This window comes from Bacillales bacterium (assembly GCA_035700025.1).
Taxonomy (GTDB): domain Bacteria; phylum Bacillota; class Bacilli; order Bacillales; family DASSOY01; genus DASSOY01.
In genome coordinates this window covers 30,702-45,522 of sequence record DASSOY010000069.1, presented here as the reverse complement: position 1 = coordinate 45,522, position 14,821 = coordinate 30,702, and the positions used below count along the sequence as shown (strand labels likewise).

The window sequence follows — 14,821 nt, the reverse complement described above, 5'->3', positions numbered from 1 at the left end:
GGGAGAGCGCAACACTGGCAGTGTTGAGGTCAGCGGTTCGATCCCGCTATGCTCCATCTTTTATTAAAAGCACGAAATTCGGTGTATTGCCGAATTTCGTGCTTTTTTCGGTTTCTGGATGGCTCGATCGTTGTGCCCCGTTTTCCGACCATGAATAAGCAGAAGGGTTCCAGTGAAAAATAGCGATCAAAACTACTGGAGGGTTATTCGTATGGAAACGGAGCATGCCGCAAGAATCACTTCTTCCGAAATGTCCGGCTTATGGGGGACGTATTTAAAAGACGGGTCAACGATATGCCTGTTGAAACACCATCTGCAGCACGTCGATGATCCGGCCATTCAAGACATTCTTGAGTATTCGCTGCGAACGACGGAACGTCGACTTGTACAATTGGAACGTTTTTTTAAAGAAGAAAACTGGCCGCTGCCGATCGGATTTTCCGATGAAGATGTCGACTTGAACGCGCCGCGGCTTTTTACGGATCCTTTCAAATTGTACTATTTGCATCATCTTGGCATGTTAGGGTTGAACGTTCATAGTTTGTCGGTGTCGCTCGCCGCCCGTCCGGATCTTTACGGTTTTTTCACCGGGAGGTTGCACGATTTTAACCGGTTGCACAAGCGGGCAACAAACTTGTTGCTGGAAAAAGGGTTGTACGTCCGTTCCCCGTCTATTCCGATTCCCGACGGCTCAGAATCTATTAGCGGAAAAGACTTTCTCGGCCAGTGGTTCAGCGACAACCGTCCGCTTACGTCGCTTGAAATCGCCAACTTGCATGCGAATGTGCAGCGGAATTACATCGGTCAATTGGTTATGACCGGATTTGCACAAACCGTATCGAACGAAAAAATAAGGTCCTACATGAAGAGAGGAAAAGAAATTGCCAAAAAACATGTGGAAGTGTTTTCTTCCATCCTCAATCAAGACGACTTGCCGGCAAGTGTGTTTGCAGACGAAGGGGTGACTGAATCAACAGAGTCCCCGTTTTCAGACAAATTGTTAATGTTTATGACGTCGACTTTAAACGGACTCGGACTCGGTTTCTATGGGTCGGCAATCGCGACAAGTTTGCGGAAAGATTTGGCGGTCGCGTACGGCCGCTTGTCGGCGGAAATAACTAAGTACGCCTCTGACGGCATTAAGATCATGATTGACAATCATTGGTTCGAGCAACCGCCGACCGCTCCGGACCGAGATCGCTTAATGAAAAGCGGTAAAACCTACTAATAACCATTATGTCGTTGGTTTAACATAAAGTTTTTTCGGTCTCTCTTTTTCTTACGTCACTCCTTTGCGGCGTTTCATGATCCGAAATGAGAGCCGCACCCATTTCAAATTGTTGCCCCAGCTAAATAATAACCGATGGTACCCGTCGTTTTTTCTCCGGGGGTAAGCGAATGGTGTGTTGATTGGTTATATTCGAATTTACCGGAGCATTAACTTGATTTGGGCTGATTTTCGGTACAGGAGTCTATGTCGCTCGCGGTTTTTCCTCATAAAGTGTTAATGTGAGGCAATCTCACGAATCCTCGATACAGGAGTGGATACGATGAGTTACGGATACGGAGCAGGCGCAGGATTCGCCTTGATCGTCGTGTTGTTCATCTTGTTGATTATTGTCGGAGCAGCCTACGTTTACTAAAATCAGGGCATTCCCGCAGCCGTGCTGCGGGATTTTCTTTGCCTGTATAATTGCCATTTGTCTGGAAAAAATAGTGAAGAGAATACGTGAACGGGTGGGGCGTAGGTCATAATGAATGAAAATACGGATCGTGCGGGACAAAAACGAGTCATTATCGGCATCTTCGGCAGATCCGGCGTTTATTTGCAAAGTCCGCTCGTGAATGCTTGGTGGTCGGCCGCATTTCCGGGTCTTGGTCAATTTTTGCTGAACAATCATATTAGAGGCTCCATCTTATTTTTATGGGAAATTTTCATCAACACTCGGATGCATTTAAATATCGCGATCATCTATACATTCGCAGGTCAATTCGACAAAGCGCTCGATATATTGGATCCCCGGTGGACGCTGCTTTATATCCCCTTCTATTTCTATACGATTTGGGACAGCTACCGGACCACGATCGATTTGAACCGTCGTTATTTGTTGCTCAAACACGAACCGCTCAATCTTCCCCGTTTGCATTTGACGCCTTTTGAAATCAATTATTTGGACAAGCGTATTCCGACAGTCGCGGTGCTCTGGTCCTTATGTCTTCCGGGTCTCGGCCAGCTTTATTTGCGGCGGATCTCCATCGCCTTTTTTCTCATGTTCTGGTCGGTTTTCGTCATTTATAACGCGAATATTTTGCCGTCCTTGCACCTTGTTTTCCTGGGAAGGCTTCAGGAGGCGACGGAAGTGTTAAATGCCGGTTGGTTCATGTTTTTGCCTTCGATCTTCGGGTTTTCTATGTATGACGCATACTTAAATACCGTCATTGACAACAAGTTCTACATGCAACAGCAAAGAGAACTTTTAAAGCATGCTTATCAAAGCGGCAAATTTACCATGCCCGTAAAGCAGGTGAAATGATTTGTACGTATTTGCTTCATTCGATCATTCGAACGACCTTGAGCTTGCATTGGCCGATCTTACGGCAACCGGTGTTTCGAAAAACCGCATTTTGGCCGTCCCTATCGAAAGAAGGAAAGTGAAAGCGAACATCTTCGATACCATTCATTCTTCCGACGGGTTGAGCTTTATCGATTTAGGCATGGTGTTAGGAACGGCCTTTTCCGTAATCGGAGCTAGTTACGGGTTTGTGTTGCCGGCAGGACCGATCGTCTGGGGAGTGATCGGCGCTTTACTCGGTTTTGTCGTCGGCATTTCGATACGAATGATCATGCACCGGGACGCACTTAAAAAATATCGAAAAAAAAGGCGATTGACGGAAGTCATCGTGCTCGTCCATTGCATCGATGAAGCGGAACGAAAACAGGTTGTTGATAAATTGTGGCAGCATCATGCCTTCGGCGTCGGAACCTATCCGGGATTCAGGTAAAAATTTCATGAGCGGCCCCCTTGAAAGTCAAAAAAGGTCAAGGTATAATGAACGTAAAAGGTCAAAGAAAGTCAAAGTCAACCTTTGCTGCTTTGATCGATTTTTGGATGGAAATGAAAAAGGGAGGTCTTGTGATGCGTTGTCAAAACTGCAAGAAAAACCCTGCGGCAATCGAATTGAATATGCAAATCAACCATAAAAAACAAACGTTGCATTTGTGCGAAACGTGTTATGCGAAGGTAAAAAATGAAATGAAGTTTCCGACGGACATCAGTCTCACTTCGTTTGCCGGTCAATCGCCGTTCGACGATTTGTTTAACTCGTTCATGAATGAATCGGCGGATCATGGCAAAAAGACGGGCATCCACACCGAAACGAAGCAAGACGGAGGCGGCGGGTTGCTTGACGAACTTGGCCGCAACTTGACGCAAGCTGCGAGAGCAGGTGTGATTGATCCCGTGATCGGACGCGAGAAGGAAGTGGAGCGCGTCATTGAAACGTTGAACCGCCGGAACAAAAACAATCCGGTTTTGATTGGTGAACCGGGCGTTGGGAAAACCGCGATCGCGGAAGGGTTGGCTTTGAAAATTTGCGATGGAGACGTGCCCGCAAAACTTAGAAATAAACAAATTTACTTGCTCGACGTTTCTTCGTTGGTTGCCAACACCGGAATTCGCGGGCAGTTTGAAGAACGAATGAAACAGCTGATCGGCGAACTTCAAGAACGTGACGATACGATCGTTTTCGTCGATGAAGTTCATTTGCTCGTTGGAGCCGGCCAAGCCGAAGGCGGTTCGATGGATGCCGGGAACATTCTAAAACCGGCACTTGCACGCGGCGACATTCAGTTGATCGGCGCGACGACGTTGAAAGAGTACCGCAAAATTGAGAAAGATGCGGCGCTTGAACGGCGCTTCCAACCGGTAATCGTTGACGAACCGTCGATCGAAGAAGCGGTCGAAATTTTGCAAGGTTTGCAACAACGATACGAAGACTATCATGAGGTGGAATATACGGAAGAGGCGATTCGCGCTTGTGTAACGTTGTCGGATCGCTACATTCAAGACCGCTTTCTTCCGGACAAAGCGATCGACTTATTGGACGAAGCGGGCTCGAAAATAAATTTGGCGAACGCGAACGAAGGGAAGTCTGCGCTCGAAAGCAAACTTGCTGAGATTGCGAAGCAGAAGGAAGAGGCGACGGCCCGGGAAGAGTACGAACGCGCAGCGAAGCTGCGCGATGAAGAGCGCAAGCTTGAAGAGGAATTGCGGAATACGACCGAGGCGGTGAAGAAGGAAAAAGTCACCGTGGAAACGATTCAGCGGATCGTGGAAGGGAAAACGGGCATTCCGGTGCGTAAGCTGCAGAAAGACGAACAGGCGAAGATGCGGCATTTGGCTGAGCATTTGAATGCGATGGTGATCGGCCAAGAGCCGGCGGTTGAGAAAGTGGCGAAGGCGATTCGCCGGAGCCGCGCGGGCTTGAAGCGGAAAAATCGTCCGATCGGATCGTTCTTGTTTGCCGGACCGACAGGCGTAGGGAAGACGGAGTTGTCGAAGTCGCTCGCGAAAGAATTGTTCGGCGATGAGGAAGCGATGATTCGGCTCGACATGAGCGAATATATGGAGAAACATTCCGTGTCGAAGTTGATCGGTTCTCCTCCGGGATATGTCGGACATGAGGAAGCCGGGCAATTGACAGAGCAAGTGCGCAGAAAACCGTACAGCATCTTGCTGCTTGATGAAATTGAGAAAGCCCATCCGGATGTGCAGCATATGTTCCTGCAAATCATGGAGGACGGCCGCTTGACGGACAGCCAAGGGCGGACGGTCAGCTTCAAGGATACCGTGATCATTATGACGTCCAATGCTGGAAGCGCTGTGAAAAGAGTAACGGTCGGGTTTGGTAAAGACGGCGATCAGCAGGATTCCGGCATGCTCGAGACGCTTTCACAATACTTCAAGCCAGAGTTCTTGAACCGTTTCGATGGAATTATCGAATTTAAGCCGCTGGAACGCGAACATTTGATTCGCATCGTTGATTTGATGATTGATGAAGTTCGTGCAACGATAGAAGCTCAAGGCATGAAGCTGCACGTGACAGACGAGGCAAAAGTGAAATTGGCGGAACTTGGCTACGATCCGAAATACGGAGCGCGTCCGTTGCGGCGGACGATCGAAGAAAAGGTCGAGGACGGCATCGCGGACGTGTTGCTGGAAGAAGAGAACGTTGAGCGAATCAACGTGAATGTAAGAGGTAATGAGATTGTCGTAGGATCATAGAAATCGGGTTGTCAACACCTGAGAAACAGGTTTTGGCAACCTGTTTTTTTTTATAAAAGTTGGTAAATTCGGCATGGTACAAAATCATCCAATATTCTCATGAATGTTAATGTTCGCACGTGTAGAATAAAAGGCGGTACTAGAAAGTTACAATTCGCGTTCGAATAGTAAGCACGGGGGGACGATCGGGATTGGAATTGCACCGTAACGTAAAAATCCGAATGGTGATTGCTTTTTTGAACATGGGTGGACAGTGCTTGATTTTTCCATTCCTTGCCATCTATTTCGCGAAATATTATGGAGCGGCATTAGCGGGAGCTTTGTTTTTCCTGCCGGTTTTCGCCAGCATGGTTGCGAGTCTCAGCGGCGGGTATTATGCCGACAAATTTGGACGGAAAAATATCATCGTCTTCGGCAGTGTGCTGCAATTGCTGTCTGCCCTTCTTTTGACGGCGGGAAACGTTCCCGGACATGTCATTCCAATCTTTGCATTCTTGTCGTTGTTGTTTCTCAACATCAGCGTCGGTTTGCAATTTCCGCCGCTGGAAGCGCTCGTCATTGATTCGACATCGTTTGAACAGCGAAAAAAAGTATACGGTATTCTCTATTGGCTGAATAATTTTGCGATGGCGGCGGGCACGTTGCTCGGGGCTTTTTTTCACGATACGCATTTCTTTCAGTTAACAATTATCATGAGTTCTATCAATTTATCCATGTTCGTTCTGCTCGCTTTTTTTCTTACCGAAACGAAGAGCGTTTTGCCGGAAAACAAAACGAACCTCACTTCTCCTTTGAAAAACATCTGGGGCAGCTACAAACTCGTCTTTCAAAATTTCACTTTCCTGAAATACATGATTGCCGGCATATTGACACTTGGGTTGGAGAAACAGCTTGGCAAATATATCAGCGTTCGGTTGCAAGGGGAATTTCAACCCGTTCATGTATTCAGCAGCACGATCGACGGCGTGAAGCTGTTTGGGATTTTAATGACTGAGAATTCCGTACTTGCGGTTGTGTTCACGTTGTTGATCACCGGAATGATTGCCAGACGGAAAATGTCGGATAAAAGGCAAATCAGCATCGGTATCTTCTTGTTTGCCTCAGGATTCGTCGTTCTCGCCGTTTCGAACAGCATCTGGGTGCTCGCCGGCTTCATGTTCATTTTGACAATCGGCGAAATCATGATGTCACCAGTAAAACAAATGTTATTGTCGGAAATCGCGGAAGGAAGTGACCGCAGCAAATATTTGGCCGCCAATATGCTGAACAGCAGGGGAGCGGCAATGCTTGGCGCAATCGGTCTCAGCGCTGCATCGTTCATGAGCTCGTTCGGGATGGCCGTCATTTACGGTTTGATGGGGGCAACCGCGATCTTTTTCTTCCGATCCATTTACAAGGAACGGCGCAACTTTCAACGACAAAAAACACCTTTGAAACAGTTCGTCAAATGAGCTGCCGGTGCCGTCATTGCACGGCATTTTTTCATGGGAAATTGAAGCTCCACGCCTTACGATTCGGAAGGACGAGTCGTATCTTCGGTATTCAGCAAGTCTTCAATGATTTCGACGTGAACGGCCGCCCACGCCTTTTCTCTATGATGAATGATGAGCGAGAGCGTGACGAAGAAACTATACAACAAAATGAATCCGGTGAGAAAGGCGGCGTTTTTATTCAGCAGCTTCTGCAACTGATCGGACAATATAAAGGCGAGCCAAGGGGCAGCCGTGACGAGGATCGGAACGATGCCGTTTCCTTTTCTTTCCTTGACCATGCGGTAGCGGATTTTTTTTAACGTCGCAGAAGGGACTGTTTGATAAAACCGTTCGATGTCCGAAATTTCTTTTAGTTCCTCCAATTGTTCGACGCCGCCTTCCGTTTCGGAAGTTCTTTTTAATTTTACATACAGTTTGTGAGCATCGCCGCGTAAGGAAAACATCATAGAAAACCTCCCCTGTTAGTATGTTTAAAGAATAGAGGAATATGAATCATGAAGGGTCGGCGATTTTTCCGACCGGAAATTTCGATCGACGGTCTCGGTATGCATCGAAGGGCTTAGGCTACATATGAGCCATAAGGACGAATTTATTAAGGAATACGGTGCCATGGACGTCCCTTCCCCGGCTATTCACGATATGTTCTGGATAATCAGAAAATATGGCGTTTGTTCCCAATTTCTCCCCTTGATACAATGATAGTGTTGAAAACGTCTGGGGTTCTTGCATGCCCCTTGTTTCATGAAAAAAAGAAGGAGGTCATTATGAGAAAAATTTTATCCATTATTGCAGTCTGTCTTTCGCTTGCTCTTGTTGCTGCTTGCGGGTCTTCCGATGAAGGCGCGAGCAAAACTGGCGGAAGCGAAGGCAGCGGAGGAGAACAGTCGCTGCTCGCGAAAATTAAAGAGCGCGGGTACATCACCGTTGGGTTTTCCAACGAAGCCCCGTATGCGTACAAAGATGAGAATGGTAAGTTAACCGGGGCCGCGGTGGAAGTCGCACGCGCCGTGTTCAAGTCGATGGGTATAGAATTGAAAGGGCAGCTCGCCGAATGGCAGCAGCTTATCCCAAGTGTGAAAACCGGCAAGCTTGACGTCATTACTGCCGGTATGGCAATCACGCCGGATCGGTGTAAACAAATCGACTTCGCGCATCCCAGCATCGTGTACGGGGAAGGGATCGTCGTGAAGAAAGGCAATCCGCTCGACTTGCACAGCTATAAAGACATAAAAGAAACCGGCGCGAAGGTTGCTGTGTTGAACGGCGGTACCGAGCTCGGTTTCTTGAAAGAAGTCGGTGTCGATGAAAGCCAAATCATGACCGTTTCGAGCGTCGCTGATGGGTTCTCGGCCGTGAAAACGGGTCGGGCGGATGTGACGACAGCGACGCAGTTGACGGTAAAAAAAGCGGTGAAAGACGCGGGAGGCGACGCACTTCAATACGTTCAGGAGTTTGAGCAGCCCGACGTTGAAGGTGTGCCGAGTTACGGCGCTGCCGGCTTTAACAAAAACGCCGACGAACTGCGCAAGGCGTACAACGAGAAACTCGATGAACTGCGGAAGAGCGGCAAGCTGAAAGAGATCATCACGAACCTCCCGTTATGGGACGAATCGAACGTCTACAAAGGGGAACCGACAACCGAAGAATTGTGTCAAGGCTAAAACAGCGAAGATACGGGCACCCGCTCGGCGGGTGCCCGTTCTTTAAGAAGAAAGGGTGATTTCCGATGGGCGATTACTTGCAGGTGCTCCCGATTCTTTTGCGCGGTTTGGACATTACTTTATATGTCTTACTTGGTTCCGTCGTGGTCGGCTATCTGATTGCCTTTATCGCCGGATTCGGCCGCTTGTCCGCCAACCCGTTTATTCGCAAATTCACCGTCGTGTATGTCGAAGTGTTTCGCGGCACGTCGTTGATCGTACAATTGTTCTGGTTTTACTTCGTTTTACCCGGGTTACTCGGTCTTGAACTGACGAATTTTCAGTCCGGACTGCTCGCTGGCATCCTCGGCATCGGCTTTAATTACGGCGCTTACATGTCCGAAGTGGTGCGCGGGGCGATTCTTGCCGTGCCGCACGGACAATACGAAGCCGCAACTGCCCTGAACATGTCGCGCTTCGAGCGCATGAGGCTCGTCGTGTTTCCGCAAGCGGTGCGGATGATGTTGCCGGAGTTCGGAAATTATTTGATTCAAATGTTGAAGGCGACCTCCCTCGTCTACATGATCAGCCTTGCTGACATGACGTACGAAGCCGGCTTGTTTCAAAGCACGAACATCTCGATGACGATTCCGATTTATACAATGCTGCTCGTCGTATACTTTATCTTGGCGCTGCCGCTCATCGGCTTAACGAAATGGTTTGAGCGCATCGCCTCGAGAGGGGTGGCGAGTGAATGATTGATTGGACATGGAGTACGATTATTGACGCATTTCCGTACATTTTCGAGGCGATGTGGACCGTCCTCGGCCTCACCGTCGCAAGCTTCATTTTTGCGCTGTTGTTCGGCATTGTATGGACCGCGCTGAGACGGATCCGCTGGAAACCGGTGCACGCTGTGGTCGTCTTTTTGCTTAATTTCATTCGCAGCACTCCGCCCCTCGTGCAATTGTTTTTCCTTTATTACGCGTGGCCGCAAATTCCTTATGTCGGCGTTACTTTGACGACAATTCAGGCGGCCGTCATCGGACTTGGGCTGCATTTCAGCACGTACATTTCCGAAATTTACCGCTCCGGCATTAACGACGTCAAGAAAGGGCAGTGGGAAGCCGCGACGGCACTCAATTATTCACGCTGGCAACTGTGGACGAAAATCATTTTGCCGCAGGCCCTCCCTCCGGTCATTCCAATGCTCGGCAATTATCTCATTATCATGTTCAAGGAAATCCCGCTGACGCTCGCCATCGGCGTTGCCGGCATGGTAGCGGCGGCGAAAAACTACGGAGCGCAGCACTTTGAATTCATCGAACCGCTGACGCTTACCGGCTTTTTCTTCCTCGTCTTGAGCTACCCGTCCGCGCTGTTCGTGCGTTGGCTGGAGAAGAAAACGAACCGGCGTTTTGAAAAGAAACGGCCGCAGGCCGTCGACACCGATAGAAAGGATGTGACCGCGTGATGAGTGACGCAATCGTGACGTACAAAGACGTTCGGAAGTCGTTTGGCGACACCGAGGTGCTCAAGGGCATCAATTTAGAGATCGGACGCGGCGAGCGGGTCAGCTTGATCGGCCCGAGCGGTTCGGGGAAAACGACAATCATTCGCATGTTAATGACGTTGGAAGAACCGACGTCGGGCTTGATTGAAGTGGACGGAAAGCCGCTCTGGCATAAACGAGTGAAAAACGGAGAACTCGTCCGTGCCGACGAAAAGCATTTGCGCCAAGTGCGTTCCGATATCGGCATGGTGTTTCAACAGTTTAATTTGTTTCCGCACATGACGATTTTGAAAAACTGCACGTCGGCACCGGTTCACGTGCTCGGAGTTTCAAAAGAGGAAGCAAAGGAACGGGCAGTGGAAATGCTCGAAAAGGTCGGACTCGGGGATAAGCTTGACGTCTATCCGAATCAGCTTTCCGGAGGCCAGCAGCAGCGGGTGGCGATCGCACGCGCGGTCGTGATGCGGCCGAAGGTGATGCTGTTTGACGAAGTGACGTCGGCGCTCGATCCGGAGACGGTCGGCGAGGTGCTCGAAGTCATTAAAGACATCGCGCGCGAAAGCGACATGGCGATGATTTTGATTACGCACGAGATGGAATTCGCCCGCGACGTGGCCGATCGCGTCGTGTTTTTGGACAACGGTGTGATTGCCGAACAAGGGACGCCGCAAGAAATCTTGGAAAATCCGGACAGCGAGCGGTTAAAGTCGTTCTTGCAACGATTCCGAATGAGTTGATGGGAGGCAGCGGACATGTATGAAGATCCGTATGCCTCGTTTCTCGGCATTGCGCTGCAAGACGTTTACGAGGGCCATGCGACAGCAACGATGAAGGTCGAAGAGCATATGCTCAATTTCCACGGCACGGCCAACGGAGGAGCGATCTTTTCCTTGGCGGACTATGTCTTTGCCGTCGCCAGCAATTCACATGGACAGCCGGCGGTCGGAATTACGATGACGATGCACTATCTCAAAGCTGGCGGCGTTGGCAGCGTGTTGACTGCAACGGCGGCTGTGGAAAAAGAACCGACCCGGCTCGGGTTGTATCGCATCGAAGTGAAAAACGAAACGGATGAGTTGGTTGCCCTTGCGGAAGGCATGGTTTATCGAAAAAAAGGGTAATGAAAAAGCGAACCCATTAAAGGTTCGCTTTTCTACTTGATTTCGGGCAAGACCCGCGTCTCTTTTTCCATTGTCGATTGGCACATCGGGCAGGTTGGTTCTTTTTCAAATGAAAAATTGTCTCTCATCCAGCCCGAGCATTTTTCGTTGCTGCAAACCCAAACGGTCGTTTCCACTTCCGGAATCGGTTCACGGTTTTTTCCATGGAAGGCCATTGGCTTCCTCCTTTTCGGCAGCGAATGTTTTCTGAGATTCGCGAAGGTTCGAAGCGTCATCTGCTTAAAGGTTTTCCTTCTTATATATATTATAACCTATTTCGGCAAATCATTCGAAATTCATGTTATGATTGGAAAAAGAAAGGAGGTATGGACGATGAAACCGGAAATGTCCCGCTGGCGCCCGCTTCGCTTGGAACCGAAATTCGACAACGAAGAAATGGCGGCGTTCATGAAGATTTTCAAGAAAAAACTTTGGACATTCAGTTTCGCCTCGCCTTTGTTTCTTATCATCCCGGCTTCTTTATTCATCGTTGCGGTCGACAGCAACACTGTTTACGCATGGGCGGAAGTTCTTTTGGCTGTTCTTTTGACCGCCGGCTGGCTTGTCGTTCCTGCCGTATTTCTTTTTGAACGAAGCAAGGAGAGCTCACGGCTGCGGTACTTATTTTATGGATGGATCGGTTATGCTTCTGTGATGATCGGCGTATCGTTGTATATTGCGTCAATCTTGTTCCCGCTTACATAAAATCGAAGCTTCTCAAGGATACTAACGATAACCATCTTTGGGAAGCAGGTGATGCTTTGTGGCAGGAACGTGGCTGTGTCTCATCCCATTTCTCGTCGTCATCCCGATCTCGATGTTGACGAAACAAGTCCAACCTGGATTGTTCGTTGGTTTGCTTGTCGGCAGCTACTTAATCAATCCCGATTGGCTCGGCGGACTTGAACAGATGATCGGTTATATCGCCGACAACATCGTCGTGAAAAACAACATTCGCATTATCTTGTTCTTGTATGCATTTGCCGGTTTGATCGGCATGATTAAGTTTACCGGCGGTATTAAAGGGTTCGTCCACGTTGTCAGCAAAAAAGTGAAGACGAAAAAAGGCGCGATGCTGCTCACGTGGCTGTCTACGCTCGGAACGTTCAGTGAACCGGATTTTCGCATCGTTACCGTTGCCCCGATCATGAAGGCGATGAAAGACCGCCTAAACCTTTCCAAACGGAAGATCGGTTACGCGATTGAATTTACGGCCAATCCTGTCATTGCGATCATACCGGTGGCGACGGCATTCGTCGGCTACATGGTAACGGTCATTGGACAGGCGCTCGATGCGGCCAATATCGGCGGAACGCCTTATCTTGTCTACGTCAGGAGCATTCCGTTCAATTTTTTTTCATTCGTGATCATTTTGGTTGGCATTTACTACAGTTTCTTCAAAAAAGGCGACGAGACCGATTCGGAACGGTTGGAGCAAGCCCCGTCTGCGAACACTCGTGCAAGGGCAGCCTCGCCGATGAATCCGGCTTATGAGACGGAAACTTCGGAAGAATTTGGTCCAGACATTCACAATGAGTGTACGGGCATGTATGAGCAGCCAACGGAAGCTGACCGCAAGGAAAGGGAAGAGTTAAAAAAACAGGGCAGAAAAGATACACCGCCGCATGCCGACCAACAAGAAGATTTGGCATCGTCGCATAAAGCGTATCAAAAAGAAACGCCCATTCGGCCGTGGAATTTAATTTTACCGATCACGGTTTTTCTTTCGCTGACGCTGTTTTTAAGCTGGTGGGACGGGCATCGGAAAACAAAAGGGTTTTTCGAAGCTTTCATCAAAAGCGACATGCTTGGCGTCATGCTGACGGCGTTGTTGGCTGCCGTCCTTGCGGCGCTCATTTTTTTCATTTTCCAACGGTTCTCGGTGGCACAGCTTACGACTCACTTTATTAAGGGCGGGAATGAGCTGCTGAGCGTCATTGTTATGCTCGCGCTCATCTGGGCGCTTACCGCGGTGTCGGAAGACCTCGGATTTTCTCATTACATTTCCGGCCATGTGCGAGGCTGGATTCCGGATTTGTTCGTTGCGCCGTCGTTGTTTGCACTCGGCGTTGTCATTTCCTATTTCATTGGATCTTCCTGGGGGACGTGGGGACTGCTCATGCCGCTCGGTGTCACGTTGGCGGCTGAATCGGGCACGAATATTTTGCTCGCCATCGGCGCCGTCTTCGCGAGCGGGACGTTCGGCGCTTTCGCTTCCCCTTTAAGTGACAATACGGTGACGACGTGTACCGTTCTTGACATGCCGGTCGTCGCTTATGCGCGTTCGAAGCTGAAGCCGGCGCTCGTCGCGGCTGGAATTAGCGTTGTCCTGTTCGGCGCATTTTCGTTTTTTCTCGGATCATGAGTTTGTGAAGTCGGCGCTTTTTTAAAAAAATTGTTGACGGACACGAGATCGGAAAAGACGCTCGTTTCACCGGATGTGATCGGGCGACTGAAAGCTCTCGGTGAGGATGTGGTTCGCTTCCATGGCCGAATCGGCCAGCAAGCGGTCGGCGCCCGGGAACCGCACATTCCGCGAAAAGCGTCAGGTTGACAATAAATAACCGGCAGGAATGACATTCTTCCTGCCGGTTGTTCGTTTTTGCAAGGTTATAACCAGTGATCGACGACGAGTCCGAGAGTCAAAAGCAGCCCAAACAATGTATGCATTTGTGCCGTCGCTTTCATCGCCGGCATCATTTGCACCGAAATCGTGCGACCTTTGAACAAGCGAGTCGCCTGCACTGCTTTCGGAATGCTTGCCAGGACGACGAGCAGCCATGGAGAAGCGAGTCCGAGCAAGATGAGAACGGTGATCCACATGTAGGAAAACCCGAACATGGCCGCAAGCAGCAGAATCGCTTTATTCCTTCCGAATAAAATTGCCAATGTTCGTCGTCCTTTTTCTTTGTCTCCGTCGAGGTCACGAATGTTGTTGGCAAGCAAAATCCCACCGACAAGAATCGCGATCGGGACGGCCAACAATACGCTATTGATCGTGATCGTGCCTGTTTGAATGTAAAAACTGATGAGGATGATGACGAGTCCCATGAATAAGCCGGAAACGAGTTCGCCGAAAGGTGTATAAGCAATCGGATACGGGCCGCCTGTGTAAAAATAACCGGCTGCCATGCAAACCGATCCGATCAACGCGAGCCACCAGCTTGTTTGTGCACAAATATAAACTCCGATCAACAACGCCGCTCCGAAAAACGCAAACGCCAAGGTTAGGACCGTTTCCGCTTTCACGCCGTCGCGGACGATTGTACCGCCGATCCCGACGGAATTTTCCGTATCGAGGCCGAGTTTATAATCGTAATATTCATTAAACATGTTCGTGGCCGATTGGATAAGCAAGGATGCGGCCAACATGGCAAGAAAAAGCGGGATGTCGATCGTTCCGAACGAGAGGGAAAGAGACGTTCCAACGAGGACAGGGATGAATCCGGCCGTCAACGTGTGCGGACGCAGCAAGCGCCACCATATTTTCCAACCGCTGTTTCGCTTGAGGCGGTGGTCAGTCGACTCTTCTTTAACACTCTCGGATTCCGCCATTGTGGTTCGCTCCCTTGAATCGTAAATGTTCGTGCAAAATCTTTCATTCTGTTTCAGTTTAAAAAAATGCCGCATACGTGTCAAATTTCGGCGATTGTATCGGTTCTTTCGGTAAAAATCGCCATCCGCTGCGGGAAAGGGATTCGTTGACATCGCAAAGTAGGGGGGTGTATAT

At 49.3% G+C, this 14,821-nt stretch carries 16 protein-coding genes; 13 read left to right on the top strand and 3 right to left on the bottom strand.

Going from position 1 to position 14,821, the window contains the following annotated elements:
* Positions 1-211 precede the first annotated feature (211 nt).
* From VFK44_11295 to VFK44_11270, 6 genes are all read left to right on the top strand, one after another.
* Entirely contained in the window at positions 212-1,228 is a 1,017-nt protein-coding gene (locus tag VFK44_11295; GenBank protein ID HET7628954.1) for a DUF3231 family protein, read from the top strand.
* A 322-nt stretch (positions 1,229-1,550) separates the two neighbouring features.
* A complete protein-coding gene (locus VFK44_11290) occupies positions 1,551-1,643 on the top strand; it encodes a YjcZ family sporulation protein (GenBank protein HET7628953.1) in 93 nt (30 codons plus the stop codon).
* Positions 1,644-1,754: 111 nt separating this feature from the next.
* A complete protein-coding gene (locus VFK44_11285; GenBank protein HET7628952.1) occupies positions 1,755-2,534 on the top strand; it encodes a hypothetical protein in 780 nt (259 codons plus the stop codon).
* A 1-nt stretch (position 2,535) separates the two neighbouring features.
* Positions 2,536-3,003: a hypothetical protein gene (locus VFK44_11280; GenBank protein ID HET7628951.1), complete on the top strand. Its 468-nt coding sequence runs from the start codon at positions 2,536-2,538 to the stop codon at positions 3,001-3,003.
* A 134-nt stretch (positions 3,004-3,137) separates the two neighbouring features.
* Positions 3,138-5,285 (top strand): AAA family ATPase, encoded by a 2,148-nt coding sequence (locus VFK44_11275; protein ID HET7628950.1) that lies wholly within the window; start codon positions 3,138-3,140, stop codon positions 5,283-5,285.
* Positions 5,286-5,476: 191 nt separating this feature from the next.
* Positions 5,477-6,736 (top strand): MFS transporter, encoded by a 1,260-nt coding sequence (locus VFK44_11270; GenBank protein HET7628949.1) that lies wholly within the window; start codon positions 5,477-5,479, stop codon positions 6,734-6,736.
* 56 nt (positions 6,737-6,792) lie between these two features.
* On the opposite strand, the gene VFK44_11265 is transcribed toward VFK44_11270, so the two are convergent.
* A complete protein-coding gene (locus tag VFK44_11265; protein HET7628948.1) occupies positions 6,793-7,224 on the bottom strand; it encodes a hypothetical protein in 432 nt (143 codons plus the stop codon).
* Positions 7,225-7,542: 318 nt separating this feature from the next.
* Here VFK44_11265 and ehuB point away from each other — a divergent pair, with 318 nt between their 5' ends.
* From ehuB to paaI, 5 genes are all read left to right on the top strand, one after another.
* Positions 7,543-8,439 carry an ectoine/hydroxyectoine ABC transporter substrate-binding protein EhuB gene (gene ehuB, locus VFK44_11260; GenBank protein HET7628947.1) on the top strand — a complete coding sequence of 299 codons (897 nt, stop codon included), beginning with the start codon at positions 7,543-7,545 and terminating at the stop codon, positions 8,437-8,439.
* A gap of 65 nt (positions 8,440-8,504) precedes the next feature.
* Positions 8,505-9,176 (top strand): ectoine/hydroxyectoine ABC transporter permease subunit EhuC, encoded by a 672-nt coding sequence (gene ehuC, locus VFK44_11255; GenBank protein HET7628946.1) that lies wholly within the window; start codon positions 8,505-8,507, stop codon positions 9,174-9,176.
* Positions 9,173-9,892, top strand: a complete 720-nt coding sequence (gene ehuD / locus VFK44_11250) for an ectoine/hydroxyectoine ABC transporter permease subunit EhuD (protein HET7628945.1) — start codon at positions 9,173-9,175, stop codon at positions 9,890-9,892. The genes ehuC and ehuD overlap by 4 nt, the downstream gene beginning before the upstream one ends.
* Complete coding sequence (ehuA, locus tag VFK44_11245) at positions 9,892-10,668, top strand: ectoine/hydroxyectoine ABC transporter ATP-binding protein EhuA (protein ID HET7628944.1); 777 nt, start codon at positions 9,892-9,894, stop codon at positions 10,666-10,668. The genes ehuD and ehuA overlap by 1 nt, the downstream gene beginning before the upstream one ends.
* A 15-nt stretch (positions 10,669-10,683) precedes the next feature.
* Entirely contained in the window at positions 10,684-11,052 is a 369-nt protein-coding gene (gene paaI / locus VFK44_11240) for a hydroxyphenylacetyl-CoA thioesterase PaaI (GenBank protein ID HET7628943.1), read from the top strand.
* Positions 11,053-11,084: 32 nt separating this feature from the next.
* Here the strand turns inward: paaI and VFK44_11235 are convergent, their stop codons facing one another.
* Positions 11,085-11,267: a cold-shock protein gene (locus tag VFK44_11235; protein ID HET7628942.1), complete on the bottom strand. Its 183-nt coding sequence runs from the start codon at positions 11,265-11,267 to the stop codon at positions 11,085-11,087.
* Positions 11,268-11,424: 157 nt separating this feature from the next.
* On the opposite strand from VFK44_11235, the gene VFK44_11230 reads away from it, so the two are divergent.
* Both VFK44_11230 and VFK44_11225 read left to right on the top strand, forming a co-directional pair.
* Positions 11,425-11,796: a hypothetical protein gene (locus VFK44_11230; GenBank protein ID HET7628941.1), complete on the top strand. Its 372-nt coding sequence runs from the start codon at positions 11,425-11,427 to the stop codon at positions 11,794-11,796.
* Positions 11,797-11,854: 58 nt separating this feature from the next.
* Complete coding sequence (locus VFK44_11225) at positions 11,855-13,456, top strand: Na+/H+ antiporter NhaC family protein (protein HET7628940.1); 1,602 nt, start codon at positions 11,855-11,857, stop codon at positions 13,454-13,456.
* 245 nt (positions 13,457-13,701) lie between these two features.
* On the opposite strand, the gene VFK44_11220 is transcribed toward VFK44_11225, so the two are convergent.
* Positions 13,702-14,646, bottom strand: coding sequence for a 1,4-dihydroxy-2-naphthoate polyprenyltransferase (locus tag VFK44_11220; protein ID HET7628939.1), 945 nt, complete (start codon positions 14,644-14,646; stop codon positions 13,702-13,704).
* Positions 14,647-14,821: the final 175 nt, after the last annotated feature.